The 15,401-nt window shown below is 40.4% G+C and carries 12 protein-coding genes; 10 read left to right on the top strand and 2 right to left on the bottom strand.

The window, feature by feature from the left end:
- The first annotated feature begins 298 nt into the window (after nucleotides 1–298).
- From DC487_RS02730 to DC487_RS02720, 3 genes are all read left to right on the top strand, one after another.
- Nucleotides 299–1,342 carry a poly(ethylene terephthalate) hydrolase family protein gene (locus tag DC487_RS02730; protein WP_116774407.1) on the top strand — a complete coding sequence of 348 codons (1,044 nt, stop codon included), beginning with the start codon at nucleotides 299–301 and terminating at the stop codon, nucleotides 1,340–1,342.
- A 555-nt stretch (nucleotides 1,343–1,897) separates the two neighbouring features.
- A complete protein-coding gene (locus tag DC487_RS02725; protein WP_116774406.1) occupies nucleotides 1,898–2,974 on the top strand; it encodes a poly(ethylene terephthalate) hydrolase family protein in 1,077 nt (358 codons plus the stop codon).
- A gap of 170 nt (nucleotides 2,975–3,144) precedes the next feature.
- Complete coding sequence (locus DC487_RS02720; protein ID WP_116774405.1) at nucleotides 3,145–4,287, top strand: poly(ethylene terephthalate) hydrolase family protein; 1,143 nt, start codon at nucleotides 3,145–3,147, stop codon at nucleotides 4,285–4,287.
- Nucleotides 4,288–4,475: 188 nt separating this feature from the next.
- On the opposite strand, the gene DC487_RS02715 is transcribed toward DC487_RS02720, so the two are convergent.
- On the bottom strand, nucleotides 4,476–5,327 hold the full coding sequence (locus DC487_RS02715; protein ID WP_165799003.1) for an EamA family transporter: 852 nt from the start codon (nucleotides 5,325–5,327) through the stop codon (nucleotides 4,476–4,478).
- 551 nt (nucleotides 5,328–5,878) lie between these two features.
- On the opposite strand from DC487_RS02715, the gene DC487_RS02710 reads away from it, so the two are divergent.
- From DC487_RS02710 to DC487_RS02690, 5 genes are all read left to right on the top strand, one after another.
- Entirely contained in the window at nucleotides 5,879–6,712 is an 834-nt protein-coding gene (locus DC487_RS02710) for a prephenate dehydratase (RefSeq protein WP_116774403.1), read from the top strand.
- Nucleotides 6,713–6,747: 35 nt separating this feature from the next.
- On the top strand, nucleotides 6,748–7,854 hold the full coding sequence (locus DC487_RS02705) for a chorismate mutase (RefSeq protein WP_116774402.1): 1,107 nt from the start codon (nucleotides 6,748–6,750) through the stop codon (nucleotides 7,852–7,854).
- Nucleotides 7,854–9,113, top strand: a complete 1,260-nt coding sequence (aroA, locus tag DC487_RS02700; RefSeq protein WP_116774401.1) for a 3-phosphoshikimate 1-carboxyvinyltransferase — start codon at nucleotides 7,854–7,856, stop codon at nucleotides 9,111–9,113. Before DC487_RS02705 ends, aroA begins: the two co-directional genes overlap by 1 nt.
- A 97-nt stretch (nucleotides 9,114–9,210) precedes the next feature.
- Nucleotides 9,211–10,302, top strand: a complete 1,092-nt coding sequence (aroC, locus tag DC487_RS02695) for a chorismate synthase (RefSeq protein WP_116774400.1) — start codon at nucleotides 9,211–9,213, stop codon at nucleotides 10,300–10,302.
- Nucleotides 10,292–11,185 (top strand): ROK family protein, encoded by an 894-nt coding sequence (locus DC487_RS02690; RefSeq protein ID WP_116774399.1) that lies wholly within the window; start codon nucleotides 10,292–10,294, stop codon nucleotides 11,183–11,185. The genes aroC and DC487_RS02690 overlap by 11 nt, the downstream gene beginning before the upstream one ends.
- 76 nt (nucleotides 11,186–11,261) lie before the next feature.
- On the opposite strand, the gene DC487_RS02685 is transcribed toward DC487_RS02690, so the two are convergent.
- On the bottom strand, nucleotides 11,262–13,679 hold the full coding sequence (locus DC487_RS02685; protein ID WP_116774398.1) for an alpha-ketoacid dehydrogenase subunit alpha/beta: 2,418 nt from the start codon (nucleotides 13,677–13,679) through the stop codon (nucleotides 11,262–11,264).
- 137 nt (nucleotides 13,680–13,816) lie between these two features.
- Between DC487_RS02685 and DC487_RS02680 the strand changes: the two genes are divergently transcribed.
- The gene (locus tag DC487_RS02680) at nucleotides 13,817–14,557 is read left to right on the top strand and encodes a DUF7408 domain-containing protein (RefSeq protein WP_116775014.1); all 741 of its coding nucleotides are present in this window, start codon (nucleotides 13,817–13,819) and stop codon (nucleotides 14,555–14,557) included.
- A 25-nt stretch (nucleotides 14,558–14,582) separates the two neighbouring features.
- Nucleotides 14,583–15,056 (top strand): NUDIX domain-containing protein, encoded by a 474-nt coding sequence (locus DC487_RS02675; protein ID WP_116774397.1) that lies wholly within the window; start codon nucleotides 14,583–14,585, stop codon nucleotides 15,054–15,056.
- Nucleotides 15,057–15,401 lie beyond the last annotated feature (345 nt).

Below are 15,401 nucleotides of genomic sequence, written 5' to 3'. Positions count from 1 at the left end.
ATGTTCTAAAAAAGCAATAGAGAGAACATCCTCTCTTATAAAAGCACACAACAAATGGAATATTAATAAACTGATTTAAAAAAAGCATGCTCCGTAAGAGCATGCTTTTTCTAATCTCAAACATGCGATTTTAATAGTACTAAAAAAAGAAAATTAGAAACCATTCTAAACGCAATGCAAAAAATAAGAAACAATATTAACTAAATATTACTAATATTTTATAAAAATAAATTAAATAAACTTTAGTACACTTTTTGAAGCAATAATAACAACAAAAAAAACTTAAAAATAATTAACTATGAAAGCTTCAAAATTAACACTATTACTATTACTAATTTTTATTTCTTGCAATAAAAGCGAAGATTTAAATCCAATTAATTCGACAAATGATTATACGAAAGCCTCTGCAATATCGTCAGCTTTCGGCACTGCTAATAATCAATACGGAAAGCCAGGCCCTTATGAAGTCGCGACAAATGCCGTAAGAGGAGATTGTAGGCAATTATTCGGAATAGCGTCCAAAGTTCTTGCCGCGATTAAGCTTTTAGATCCAGAAATTCGTTGTAGCCCCGCATTTCCTTACGGTTTTGAACAAAACTTCTCTACCGAAGTATTCTATCCCGCCGATATTCAAAATTTAGAAAAATTACCTGTCATCAACTTTGTTGGAGGGATTTTATCCAACCAAGGACACTATGATGCTTTGATAAAATTATGGACTAGTTATGGTTTTGTAGTCATCAACTCCAACAATTTCATTAATACAGCACCTACTATGCACATTTATGGCGCAATAGAAGCTGCGAAACTAAATGACAACCCCAAATCACCGCTTTACAAAAAAATTGATTTATCGAAAATGCTTATCGCAGGTCATTCCGCTGGAGGAGGAGCAAGTATACTACTATCTAGCCTTTCTCAAAAAACACTTAATATTATTGACCCAAGAATTAGAATAATAGGGTCATTTCCCATTCAGCCAGGCCCTTTAGCACTCGGCATTACCGTAAAATACCCAACATTCATTACCACTGGCGAACTTGACCTAATTGTATCACCATTAGGATGGCCAATTTTATGGCAATCTAATCTCATCAATCATGTACCCTCTTGGATAGCAACAGCGAGATATGCAACTCATTTTAGCCCAACACTTGATTTAAAAAGAAACGAATTTGCAGGAATATCCGTTGCGTGGATGCTGTACAGAGGACAAAACGACTCAACCGCATCAAGATACTTCCTTGGGTCTGACTACCTATTATCTTCTGACCCTCAGTTTATCCAAGGCATTTTAAACCCACTAGCAGTACAGCGAAACAAAAAAGCAGATAAACTATAGCTCTTCGAAAAAACCCGTCCATTGCTGACATAAAAATCATGACACTATTGCTCAAAATCAAAACATTATCTTTTTTCATCTAAAAATTTCAACAGCTATTACCAGTGCATTTAAAAAAGCAGGTACTTTTTTAAATGCACTGGTACATTAAACTCCAACTAGTGAAAGCTAAAAAAGCATAGAATACGCACACAAACAGACTAGAACTAATCTACATAAATCTATAATAGAAAATTTAAATTGTTACAAATAAATATTTTAATATAAGTAAAAAAACAGTCTAAAGCATATAAAAAAACAATGCGGAAGACACAAACAATAGTTAATTAAAAAATATTTCATAAAACAAAAAAATATATAATTAACATTGTGTAAGAAAATGATTAACCAAAATACCATTTTAAACCAAAAATTCGGCGAAACACAAATTCAGGGTTAAAAAACTCATTCTAAATATCAGCAAGACACCATTAAATATTGCAAATACACTCAATAGATATAGTGACAACCGAACACAAAACAATAAAAGTTTAACTCTATTATAATTTATCTATTATGAAAGCTTTAATCGCATTATCTTTGGCACTCTTCATCATTTCGTGTTCTAAAGACCAAGAGTTATTAACAAAAACGACAGAAACAGCAACTGCCGCGAGCCTATCATCTTTATTCGGCGGAAACCCGGCTATAGGGATAGCAAATAATGAGTATGCCAAAACAGGACCTTACGCTGTCAAAACAAATGCTGTTCGAGGAGATTGCAAATTAATAAGCGGACTACTATACCGTTTCGCTTCAAAAACTGGCATCATAGCCCCAGACATCAAATGTAATCCACAATTTCCTGCGGGATCAGACTTTCCAATTGCAACAGAAGTCTGGTATCCTAGCAATATTAGAGAGTTGAATAGATTACCTGTTGTCAATCTGGTCGGAGGAATTCTATCAAATCTAGGCAACTACGATACTTACGCACAATTATGGGCAAGCCATGGATTTATTGTTGTTAACAGCAATGATTTCATAAACTTAACACCCTTAATGCATACCATCGGTGCGATTCAAGTTTCAATTGAAGACAAGAAGCCGGGATCCGACTTGCAAGATAGAGTAGATTTATCAAAAATGATTATTGTAGGGCATTCTGCTGGAGCAGGAGCCGCGATCACAGTATCATCATACCCACCAGCCATTTTTCAACAAATTGACAAACGCATTCAAATAATAGCCGCCCTTCCTATCCAGCCTTCTATCCTTACATCGAGCTCTATAGTAGTGAGAACTCCAACCCTATATTTGGCTGCTGAAAATGACGAAGTCAATGGTAGATTTGCCACATTAAATTATTATAATTTACATCCACTTATTCAGCCTGCTTGGTTTGCTACAGCTAGAAAAGCATCTCATTTTAGCCCTGTTAGAAGTATAGAAAAGAACGAATATGCAGGAATCACAACAGCATGGCTTCTCTACCATGGGAAGAATGACCCTGCAGCGAAAGCGTATTTTGTGGGATCAGACTATAGATTGCAACAAGATGAACAATTTATCCTTCAGCCAGCAAACAAATTAGATCTTGTTCCAAAAACGTATAGTGTTAAACGCAACCTAGCAGCAAATAGCATTCGTTGACAACTCATTAAATAACCTGTTCCTATGACACTATTCATAATTTGAAACGCCTAGAACTTCTTTAAGATGAATTCAACAAAGTAAACAATTGCTAACGAGCTACCATCTCTTGCCGCACAAAACAAATCTGATCAGCAACAAAATGTAGCACAATCTTAAACCAGTGAATTATGAAATATCTAAGCATTATATTCATTCATCTAATGATATTCTTTTCTTCTTGCGATAAAAAAGAAATTATTGAACCAACGGAAATCACAGAATCAATTAACAACAATTCTAAAAGTGGACTCATAACTAAATTTGAGCCAGCATTCGGATTAGCAAACAGCATATACAGCAAACCAGGACCGCACCAAGTATCCACGACTGGCACGCGCTTAGATTGTTCAGGACTAGCCGGAACTTTGCAAAAAATACTGGGTGCCTTAAACTTTGTAGACCCCGGCGTGAGATGCAGCCCTTCATTTCCATACGGTTTCGAGGATAGCAGAGTAACAGAAGTATTTTATCCTTCAAATATCCAATCATTAGATAAAGTACCGGTCATTAGTTTTGTGGGCGGGCTATTATCTAACCAAGGAAATTATGATGCATTAATCAGACTATGGACGAGCTACGGATTTATTGTCGTAAACAGTAATAATTTCATCAATTTTAGTCCCTCTCTGCATGTTACCGGTCTTTTAGAAATTGTGACTCAGAACAGCGACCCTCAATCACCACTTTACAACAAAATCGATTTATCAAAAATTTTGGTATCAGGACACTCCGCTGGAGGATCGGGCGCGATATTGATAACATCCAAAACAGAGAAAATAATACAATCTATTGATCCCGCTATCAAGATCATTGGATCATTTCCATTACAGGCTAGCTTTGCTGCCAGCGGTAATAATGTAAATATACCAACACTTATACTAACTGGCCAATACGACGTACTCGTCCCACCTACCACATTCCCGCTCAAAAATCAGTACCAGAAGATTACGAATGCACCAGCTTGGTACATATCCACCAAAAATTCCAATCACTTAACGCCAACTTTAGAGTTGGCACGCAATGATTATGCTGGAATTAGCGTTGCATGGATACTTTTTGTAGCGAAAAAAGATACCGAAGCATCAAAATTTTTTGTAGGTTCTAATTACAAATCCCTTGAAGACCCAGCCTTCTTCCAAGCTGGAGATTTACCACTCGCAGTTTATAGACCAAGCAAACCTTTAGAATTTTTAAAAACTGGCGAACCCTTCGTGCTACTAAAACCAAATCCCACAAGGGTGCAGCGCAACAAATTAGCAGATAAATTATAGGAGTCACAGGGGATCATATTCAACATTGAACTTAAGGCTTTCATATCTTCTTATTATCCTGAAACGCGTTAAAGCTATAACGGCTTTAACGCTCACTTTTTTTACGCAGGACAAAACTAAAATTACGCTAAAGACACAAGCCACAGTACTTTTCCTATAGTCTTATTAATGAATACAAATGGTCTAAGTCAAAAATATGCTATCATCAACACGGCGATAATGGCCAAGGCTATTCCGAAAACATTCACCCGAGACAACTTTTCTTTGAAAAGCAATACCCCAAGCAAAGCTCCTACGCCAATTACCCCGATATTCATACCAGCAAATACGACAGAAGGATTCTCAACAAGTGCTTGGTGCGCGCGCATATAAAATAAGATATTCCCAAAATTCAAAGCACCTAACATACCCCCCCAATACATAGATTTGGTTGAAAAATGTAGCTTTTTAAAAACACATTGCACTATAAAACAGGTGAAAGCCAATATAAAAGCACCCGTGAAGATCAACAACAGAGAAGTGGTATATGGCACATGTACTTCAAGCGCCACCGTTTTAAATAGCACATCTATCGCTCCGTAACCAACAAATACTAAGAGCGGAAAAAGTAAATAGCGCGAACCTTGACTCTGACTCACGCCTTTGCGCCAGCCGATCAGAAAAGCAATAGCCAAAAAACCGACGAGAATACCAGCGATACGCCATGCGCTAAACACTTCTCCAAAAAGAAAAGCTGCCGCTAATAAAGATAAGACCAACGACAACCGTTGCGCCACCTCGGTCTGCACCAAGCCAGCATACCGCAGCGAATAGGACAACAACATAAACAAACCCGGCAACAATACAGTAATAGGCAGATAAATACGCCAAGGAAGCGCAGACCAAGTCACCTTAGTAAGATCGGGTTGGAATATAAAATAGGTCAAAACTAATGCTACCGGATAATTCCAGACAATCATTTGCCAAGTATCTACACCAGTCTGTCTAGCGTATTTCAATAAAACTGCTACGGCTACCGAACAGCATATACTTATAAGCACAAAATGCATGTTAGCGCAAAATTAGGAAACAAAATCTAAACGTTGAACTAGCAACATCTGAAAAAATGCTAAAAAATCAAGAACAAATCAAATAGATAAAACAAAAAAAAATGCTCGAAAATATCATAATATTTCACCTTATTTTCATAGTCGAAAAACCTATATTTTAAACACAAAAATAAACACTCATAAATCGCCAAAACGTGCTTTATAATCATTAAATCAACATTAAAAAACCATAAATCGAAATTTTAGTGAAAATTCAACGTATAAATTTATGAATAAAAACACATAATTTTTGATCAAAAAAAGCGTAAAAAAAGTTTATAAATAGACGTCAATTAGGATAAAAATTTTAAATTATTTTGCAATTATCAATTTTTGCATTACTTTTGGAAACAGAACGAGACAAATGAACAGATTTTATACACAACCGTATTTTAGCTTTTTTTATTATCACGAATAATAAAGGGATACTATTGTGTACATACTATAAAAGTAAACAGAGGTCCCGAAGCAACACGGGGCCTCTTTTTTTTGACAAAATCCACATGGAATCAGAAAAATTAAAGATTGCGATACAAGGCGTAAAAGGCTCTTTTCACGAAGAGGCCGCTTATAAATACTTTGGCAATGATATTGAAACATTGGAATGTGAATCCTTCAAAAGGACGTGTGAATTGTTGAAGCAAGGCAGAGCGGACTATGTTGTGATGGCCATTGAAAACTCCATTGCTGGAAGCATCCTACCAAACTACAACCTCTTGCGCGATTATCGCTTTCATATCATAGGAGAAGTTCACCTGCATATTCAGCAACACTTGTTGGCACTACCAGGCACTAAGTTGACCGACATCAAATTTGTAGAATCACACCCGATCGCCATTCGTCAATGCGACGAATTTTTGAGCGAACATCCGGAGTGGATCGTAAAAGAAGGTATGGACACAGCCTCTAGTGCACAAAATATCGTTTCTGAAAAGCTAGCCAACACGGCCGCAATTGCTGGTGAGGCTGCCGCAAAGATATACGGACTAGACATTATCGAAAGACGCATAGAGACCAACAAAAAGAATGCGACACGTTTTCTAATTCTTTCTAACGACGTGGTAGAACAGAAGAATGCGAACAAAGCTTCACTATGTTTTCAGACAGGAAATACTGTAGGATCACTCGCCATCGTCTTGCAGTGCTTTGCGGAGCAAAATGTGAATCTAAGCAAGATCCAATCCATGCCGGTCGTCGGTAAACGCAATGAGTACGACTTCTATGTGGATGTAGAATGGAAGAAACAGTCGGATTATGACGCTGCGATCCGAAAAGCATTAAAGCACTCCGTGAACTTCAACATCATGGGCGAATACATCAAAAACGAGCGCGTTTAAATCATTTATCAGAAAAAAATAAAAACATATATACAATGAAACATTCATTAGACATCTTGCCATTAAGTTCTTGGATCGATACAGGCGACAAGCCATTGGTAATTGCAGGACCTTGTAGTGCTGAGACCGAAGAACAAGTAGTATCTACAGCTCATTTATTGGCTAACACAGGCAAAGTACACGTATTACGCGCCGGAATCTGGAAACCACGTACTCGTCCAGGAGAATTTGAAGGAATCGGAAGCGTTGGATTAGAGTGGTTGAAAAGAGCGAAAGCGGAAACCGGATTGCCTACCGCAACGGAAGTAGCGACCGCAAAACATGTGGAAGAAGCTTTGGCAGCAGGTGTAGATGTATTGTGGATTGGCGCGCGTTCCACTGCAAACCCATTTACGGTACAAGAAATTGCCGATGCATTGCAAGGAGTAGATGTTCCAGTGATTGTCAAAAACCCAGTAAACCCAGATCTATCTTTGTGGATCGGTGCTTTGGAGCGTGTAAACCGCGCCGGCATTAAAAAATTAGCCGCTATTCACCGTGGATTCTCATCTTTCGAGAAAACCGCTTTCCGCAACGAGCCGATGTGGGATATTGCGATCCAATTGAAAACCATCGCACCAGAATTGCCGATCATCAACGATCCAAGTCATATCTGTGGTAATCGCGAATTGTTACCATATATCTCTCAAAAAGCGTTGGATATGGATATGCAAGGTTTAATCATCGAATCACACATTGATCCGGCGGTAGCTTGGACAGATGCTAAACAACAGTTGACTCCTGGAGCATTGGCAGATATGTTGAGCAATATTGCGGTGCGCCAAGCAGAATCTAACAATCCTGCATTCGAGGACAAGCTATCAGAATTGCGCCAAAACATCGACAAACTGGACAATGATATCATCAAAATGATTGGTGATCGTATGAAAATCGCAGAAAAAATCGGTGAGTACAAACGCGATAACAACGTGACCATTTTACAAGTAAACCGTTGGGACGAGATCGTACAAAAACGTGTACAATTAGCCAAAGCATTGAACATCGGTGAAGACTTCGCAGTGAAATATTTAGAGTTGTTGCACAACGAATCGATTCGCAAGCAGAATGAGGTAATGAACAGCAAAACGATTGCAGAAGCGTAATGAGCGACCTCCAAAAAGTCTCCTTATCACATGCTAACAAGAATATAAGTGGAACGGTAGTGCTCACGGGTTCAAAATCCGAGAGCAACCGCGCCCTTATCATTCAAGCCCTTAGCCAAGGTAGCGTTAGCGTGGCTAATCTTTCGGAAGCAGCCGACACCGTCACGATGGGCGAAGCACTTGCTATCGCGAGCGATTCAAATGCTACAGGCAATCGTACAAAGATTGACATTGGGCCTGCTGGTACTGCGATGCGATTCCTGACTTCTTTCTTGAGTTTATCCGCAGGATCATTTGAACTCACGGGCAGCGCGCGTATGCAAGAACGCCCAATCAAGCTATTGGTAGATGCTTTGCACACTATCGGCGCTACAATCAGCTACGCAGCAAAAGAAGGTTATCCACCACTACATATCGACGGGCCATTTGAGCAGACGGCAACGAAGGTATCGATTCCCGGCGACATTAGTAGTCAATACATTTCCTCGTTGTTGCTTATCGCAGCTGCACTACCAAAAGGATTGAATCTTCAAATCGAAGGTGAGCTCACTTCCAAACCATATGTGAGTATGACACTAGATATGCTACGCGAATCTGGCATTGAATACCAATGGAATGAGCAAACGATTAGTATTCCAGCGCAATCATTTGGCACCGCTACACTCTATGTAGAGCCTGATTGGAGCGCTGCTTCTTACTGGTATGCTATGGTCGCTCTGGCAAAGGAAGGCTCTCTTTTCCTACCCGGTTTGAAGAAGAACAGTTTGCAAGGAGATATTGCCATTGCTAATATCATGACACATTTTGGCGTGCATACCACGTTTGAAGAAGGTGGCATTACACTGCAAAAAGGTACGTTGACTGGCGATCCGGTTTTCCTTGATTTAAAAGAATGTCCGGATTTGGCACAGACTATTGTCGTCATTGCAGCAGCACTACGAATCCCGACTACTTTCACTGGACTAGAAACCTTGAAGATCAAAGAAACAGATCGTATCGCCGCTTTGCAGAACGAAATTGGAAAATTCGGTTGTAAATTGCACGAAGACAAGGAGATCTACACATTAGATACGGAAGGCTATTTTGTACCTCAAGAGTTGGTGATCGCGACATACGAAGACCACCGTATGGCAATGGCCTTTGCTCCTCTTGCCCTTCATTTCCCGCTAGTTACGGTAGAAGAGCCAGCCGTAGTCAATAAGTCTTATCCAGACTTTTGGCAGCACTTACAAGATCAGCAATTCAACTTAGTTTCGTAATCCTTCCGAAGATTACTACCACATCCTTATAAATAATTCGGCATCAAAAGTTATATTTTTGATGCCGAATTAATATATTTACAACCTAAACTTAACTATGGCAGGAAATTCTTTTGGCGATCTGTTCCGTATCACGACATATGGTGAATCTCACGGGAAAGCTATTGGCGTAATTATAGACGGATGTCCGTCGCAGATTGATATTGATGAAGATTTCATTCAGTCGGAGTTGGACAAACGCAAACCGGGACAATCCAAAATCACGACACAACGAAAGGAAAGTGATATTGCACAGATCTTGTCGGGTGTATTCGAAGGAAAATCTACGGGCACTCCTATTGCGATCAATATTCCTAACGAAGATCAGCGTTCCAAAGATTATTCGCACATAAAAGATAAGTTCCGCCCTTCGCACGCGGATTATACTTATCAAATGAAGTACGGCATTCGCGATTATCGTGGTGGTGGCCGTTCTTCAGCCCGCGAAACAGCTGCTCGCGTAGCCGCCGGAGCCATTGCCAAACTATTTTTAAAGCAACATGGCATTGAAATCTTTGCCCACGTTTCTGGTGTAGGCCAATTGGAAGCACCAAACCTAGATGTATCTGATCTGACGGAATTAGTCAGCCTGCGTGAGAGCAACATCGTACGATGTGCTGATCCGGCAACGGCCGCAGAAATGATCGAATTCATTGATCAAATTCGCAAAAATGGTGATACTGTCGGCGGAAGAATATCTACCGTAATTCGCGGATTACCAGTAGGCTTGGGCGAACCGGTGTTCGACAAGCTACATGCCGATTTGGGCAAAGCTATGCTCAGTATCAATGCGGTGCATGGATTTGAATATGGATCTGGATTTGCCGGTTCGGAAATGCTGGGTTCGGAGCACAATGATATTTTTATTGCCGAAGAAGGCAAAGCAACGCGCACCAAAACGAATTTTTCGGGCGGCATACAAGGTGGTTTATCCAATGGGATGGACATTACTTTTCGCACTGCTTTTAAACCCGTGGCCACGATTATGCGTGACCAAGCCACTATCGACGAAAGTGGTAGCGAAACAACCATATCCGGCAAAGGCCGACATGATCCATGTGTGGTACCACGCGCGGTGATTATCGTAGAAGCGATGGCTGCCTTGGTAATTGCCGATCATTTATTAAAATATCAATCTAATGCGCGATAATCGCTTTGTTCTAGCCTGTGACATCGGCGGAACGCATATAACTGCTGCTATTGTAGATACGGATAACTGGATTATTCTGGAGGATACGATCACGCGTCAGCACGTCGATTCTTCCTCAGATGCTAAATCGATTTTACGGAATTGGACAGATTGCATGCGTGCTTGCATTGCGAGCAGCAAGAAGGAAATTCGAGAGATTGGAATCGCGATGCCAGGCCCTTTTGATTACGAAGAAGGCCGCGCTTTGATGATAGGACAGACCAAATATGATAGCCTTTATCAAATGGTGGTTACTCGGCCGATCATAGATAATTTAGCAGGATTGCCAATCCAGAAAATCTCGTACATCAACGATGCAGCGGCGTTTTTGCAAGGTGAAATCTTTGCGCAAGGTCTGGAGCATAAAGATCGGATTTTAGGTATTACGCTCGGCACAGGATTAGGTAGCGCCGTGTGGAGCAAAGGCGAAAAAGCATTTGATGCTGCTCTGTGGGAAGCACCTTTTCGCGATACGATCTTCGAAGAATTCTTAGTAACCAGGTGGTTTACCAAACGCTTTAAAGAGCTTACAGGTATCGTGAAGCCGGGTCTGAAGGAAATTCTGGAACAACATGGTACACTTCCTGAAACGACCACTTTACTGGATGAATATGTACAGCATTTGTTGGACTTCCTAGCTTATTTCAGTGAAAAACATGAAGCCATCAATTTCATCATTGGCGGTAATATCACCAAAGCTTGGGATAAGATTTGCATTGGCAAAAAAGCTGCACTTTCGGCTTATAATATCGAACTAGGCAAATATCAAGAGCATGCCGCGATCATTGGTGCTGCTTCCCTCTTCAACGTACCGCAGTCTAAAGCGGCGGTGAGCAAAGCGTGACAAAACACATAAAAAAGGGCAGTCATTCGACTGCCTTCTTACTTTCTATTTCTTAGTATACAAAAACATCCGAGCGCTAATAGATAGCCGGATATTTTTGTGGATTTGTTTCACTGATCATCGCATAGACTGTTTCGATGACATCATCTACCGAAGGCTTGGTAAAATAATCACCATCCGAACCATAAGGTGGACGATGAGCTTTGGCCGTCAAGGTGCGAGGTTGACTATCTAGCAAGTAATAACCTTGCTGATCTTCCAGAATCTGGCTAAGCAAATACGCAGAAGCACCGCCTGGAAAATCTTCATCTACCACCAACAATTTATTAGTTTTTTGCAGGGAGGTCGCACAGATTTTCTCGCGATCAAAAGGCATCAAATACTGTGCATCAACAATCTCTAGCGAGATTCCTAGTTTTTCTAATTCTAATGCTGCCTCTTGTACTACACGTAAAGTCGAGCCATAAGACACCACTGTGATATCTTGGCCTTCGCGTACAATTTCTGCGACGCCCAGAGGAACTGTAAAATCGCTCACATTTTGTGGCATTTTCTCCTTTAAACGATACCCGTTCAGACATTCTACCACCAAAGCTGGCTCATCTGATTTTAGTAACATATTGTACATACCTGCTGCTTGAGTCATGTTGCGTGGTACACAAAGATGAATACCGCGCAGTGCACCTAGTAAAACAGACATGGGCGAACCTGAGTGCCATACGCCTTCTAAGCGATGACCACGCGTGCGGATAATTAATGGCGCTTTTTGTCTTCCTTTGGTACGATAGCTTAAGCTAGCCAAATCGTCGCTCAAAACAGGCAACGCATAAATCAAATAATCCAAGTATTGAATCTCTGCAATTGGTCGAAGACCACGCATAGCCAACCCTATTCCTTTGCCGATAATAGTAGACTCGCGAATGCCTGTATCAAATATACGTGCTTCACCAAATTGCTCTTGCAAGCCGGCAAATCCTTGATTCACATCTCCTATCTTACCTACATCTTCCCCGAATGCGATGAGTCTGTCATCTTTAGCGAAATGCTCCCGAAAACAAGCATTCAGAATCTCTCTGCCATCGACGACAGGTGATTCTACATCATATTCTGGTTGTATATTTTCTATTAGTGATGGACTATGAATCGTATTGGAAAACAGGAAATCATTGTATCTATCTTGATTAATTTTTTGCTGCTGATTGTACCAATCTAACAAAGCTTCTTTGCCCGTTACTGCGTCACCGCGCAAATCTCGCAGTGCGCGACGCACATTACCATATATTTCATGCAATGCATACTCGGTTAATGATTGCAAAGTCTTTAAGGGCATTTCGACCCTTTCATCATCAATATTACTGAGCAAGGCAACTGCCTGATCAAAATCTACTTGCAACAGCTGTTGGTAATCTGTCCATGCACGACGTTGCTCTGCGCGTACTTTTTCTTTACTCTCGCGCTCAATGGATACCAATGTTTCTTCATCAGCAATCCCAGATTCCAACATCCAATGGCGCATCTTCAGGTTGCAATCGTACTCTTCTTCCCATTTCAAACGATCGCCCGTCTTATACCGCTCATGCGATCCTGATGTAGAATGCCCTTGAGGCTGTGTCATTTCACACACATGCACGATACAAGGTCTATGTTTTTCGCGAGCCAGGTCGGCGGCTTTTTTATAAACCTCGCATAAGCCTGGATAATCCCAGCCACAGACTTTAAAAATTTCGAAACCGACTCCGTGTTCGTCCGTTTGAAATCCTTTGAGAATTTGTGAAATGTCCGATTTTGTCGTTTGCACATCATTAGGCACCGAAATACCGTAGCCATCATCCCAGATAGAAACGACTAAAGGCAACTGCTTGACACCAATCGCATTGATTGTTTCCCAAAAGACTCCTTCTGAGGTAGAAGCATTGCCAATATTGCAGAATACGACTTCATTACCATTGTCTGAGAAGTATTTTAAATAGCGAAGCGCTTCATTATCCCGATAATAGGTAGATGCTAATCCCAAACCAACCGCACGAGCCATTTGTCCACCTGTAGTTGAAATATCCGATGCGGAATTTTTTTGTTGTGTCTGATTCAACCATTGGCCATCCGCATCCAACAACTGTGTCGAGAAGTGACAATTCATCTGCCGACCGCCCGATGCCGGCTCAATAGCTAAATCTGGCGTGGCATATAGTTGACTAAAAAACTGATAGATATCGGTGAACCCTAATGCCATAGCCATGGTCTGGTCGCGGTAATATCCCGAACGCCAATCGCCATTTCTAAAAGCCTTAGATAGTGCAATCTGTGCCAACTCTTTACCATCTCCAAAAATGCCAAACTTAGCTTTACCCGTCAGCACTTCCTTACGCCCTAACAAGCTCACCTGCCGGCTTTCTACCGCCAGTCGGTAATCGCTAATTATCAGGTCACGAAACTCTTCGAAACTGAGCTTTGATGAATCAAAATCTACGGTGTGGGTCGCGTTTGTATTAGACATTATTAAATATGGTTTCTAACAAAAATAGTAAAATTTTATATCGTTCTCTGCACGTTCTTCTAATAAAAAACCGTCATATTGACATACTTGAGCAGAAATCCAACAAAGATTCCTTACTTTTAGCATCTTTAAACGCTATGAGTACGATTCACTTTTTTGATGCTAATAAAAGTTCTTCCGGTTCATTGGGAAACCTGGAAAAAACAATCAATCTACAACATCTCTTAGAGATTCCTTTGAGGAGTCGCAATCAGAAATGGGTCGCAGATTTTCTGGATAATATCGACGAGTGCAATCTACAATTGGCCGAGCCCGAGGTAGCCGTAGCGAATGACAGCTTTGCTTATATGAATGCGCGCACGGTAGATCCAGAAACAAATTTTAAAGCATTCGTGATTAGAAATGAGTTGGACAGAATTTTGTCCAATGGCTTTGGATTGGTGATTAATGCACACAAAGATCAACCCGACTGGATATTCTCACACGGCGACCTGCTCAACTTGAAGCTTCGTAACGAGTTTTACACTGACGATAGTGCTTTCTCGGAGCATGGCAAAGATTTCGTCTTGCCAAAAGACGAAAAAGTTTTAGTTGGACAACCATCAGAGGAAATCCTTCCTGCTCAGACACGCACCCATATTAGAGAGTTTTTAGCTTATTCTGGCATGAATAATGGCAAAGTCATGTTAATCGCTCGCAATTACGATGATGATAGCACCATGACCCAAGATTTGATCTTTAACATCACGCCAAAAATGTTGGCAACGCAAGATGCCTATGTACAAGTGATGAATACCATCTCTTGGTTCCTACCGAGACATTATTCTATCGCAGGTGTCGATGAATTGAGTGTAGAATCAGGATTTGAGCAGATATAATTCAAATCTAAAATAGAAAGTAGGCATGTTCTTATTCAACGTTAGGGTATACGGGATATTGGTGAATCAGCAGAATGAGGTGCTTATCAGCGATGAGCAAGTCGGCAGCTTTGCCTTCACGAAGTTCCCAGGTGGTGGGTTAGAGTACGGAGAAGGATTGATCGATGCGCTGAAAAGAGAATATTTGGAAGAATGTAATCTAGAAATCGAGGTGATCCAGCACTTATATACCACTGATTTTTTTGAAAAATCTTCCTTCAACGATAGTCAAATCATCTCGATCTACTATCTGATAAGACCGAGATCTGGAAAAGACTTAACGATAGATCATCCCATGTTTGCGCCGATTCCTATGCCTGCGGCTGACAATCCGGACAAGGACATCATATTTCGTCTGATTCCTCTGACGCAAGCTCGTGCAGAACTTTTTACATTTAAGACAGATCAGGTCGCATGGGAAGCATACTTAGACACTCATTCTGACTGTGCGGAGAGATAAATTTCTCCAAAAAAAACGTTTATAAAAAATTTAATAAACTGATTTTCAGTAAATTAATACAAAAAAATACTTTTGTAACGTTTTTTTTCCCATTCTATTGCATAATCTATCAATACTATTTATCTTTATCTATCGCTAAACGAAAAGTTGAGGCATAATGCATTGGCGTTTTACCTCGTATTGTTTAGCCTTTTAGATTCGAAAAACACCTAGTTCCATAGGGTTTTTATTAATAGTTAGTGTGATTATAGGCGATACTCCCCGTATCGCCTTTTTTATTAAATTGTTTTAGCAACCTGTAAACTAACTTAGTAGCTTTTCTATAGAAAAATTCTTATCACAAAA

Source organism: Sphingobacterium corticibacter, from assembly GCF_003076635.1.
In the GTDB taxonomy this organism is placed as follows: Bacteria; Bacteroidota; Bacteroidia; order Sphingobacteriales; family Sphingobacteriaceae; genus Sphingobacterium; species Sphingobacterium corticibacter.
This window is presented reverse-complemented; position numbering and strand designations above follow the sequence as displayed.

Excerpts from the sequence above, each read along its gene's own strand:
- DC487_RS02730 (WP_116774407.1), top strand. The coding sequence starts at position 299 with ATGAAAGCTTCAAAATTAACACTATTACTATTACTAATTTTTATTTCT.
- DC487_RS02725 (WP_116774406.1), top strand. The coding sequence starts at position 1,898 with ATGAAAGCTTTAATCGCATTATCTTTGGCACTCTTCATCATTTCGTGT.
- DC487_RS02720 (WP_116774405.1), top strand. The coding sequence starts at position 3,145 with ATGAAATATCTAAGCATTATATTCATTCATCTAATGATATTCTTTTCT.
- DC487_RS02710 (WP_116774403.1), top strand. The coding sequence starts at position 5,879 with ATGGAATCAGAAAAATTAAAGATTGCGATACAAGGCGTAAAAGGCTCT.
- DC487_RS02705 (WP_116774402.1), top strand. The coding sequence starts at position 6,748 with ATGAAACATTCATTAGACATCTTGCCATTAAGTTCTTGGATCGATACA.
- aroA (WP_116774401.1), top strand. The coding sequence starts at position 7,854 with ATGAGCGACCTCCAAAAAGTCTCCTTATCACATGCTAACAAGAATATA.
- aroC (WP_116774400.1), top strand. The coding sequence starts at position 9,211 with ATGGCAGGAAATTCTTTTGGCGATCTGTTCCGTATCACGACATATGGT.
- DC487_RS02690 (WP_116774399.1), top strand. The coding sequence starts at position 10,292 with ATGCGCGATAATCGCTTTGTTCTAGCCTGTGACATCGGCGGAACGCAT.
- DC487_RS02685 (WP_116774398.1), bottom strand. The coding sequence starts at position 13,679 with ATGTCTAATACAAACGCGACCCACACCGTAGATTTTGATTCATCAAAG.
- DC487_RS02680 (WP_116775014.1), top strand. The coding sequence starts at position 13,817 with ATGAGTACGATTCACTTTTTTGATGCTAATAAAAGTTCTTCCGGTTCA.
- DC487_RS02675 (WP_116774397.1), top strand. The coding sequence starts at position 14,583 with ATGTTCTTATTCAACGTTAGGGTATACGGGATATTGGTGAATCAGCAG.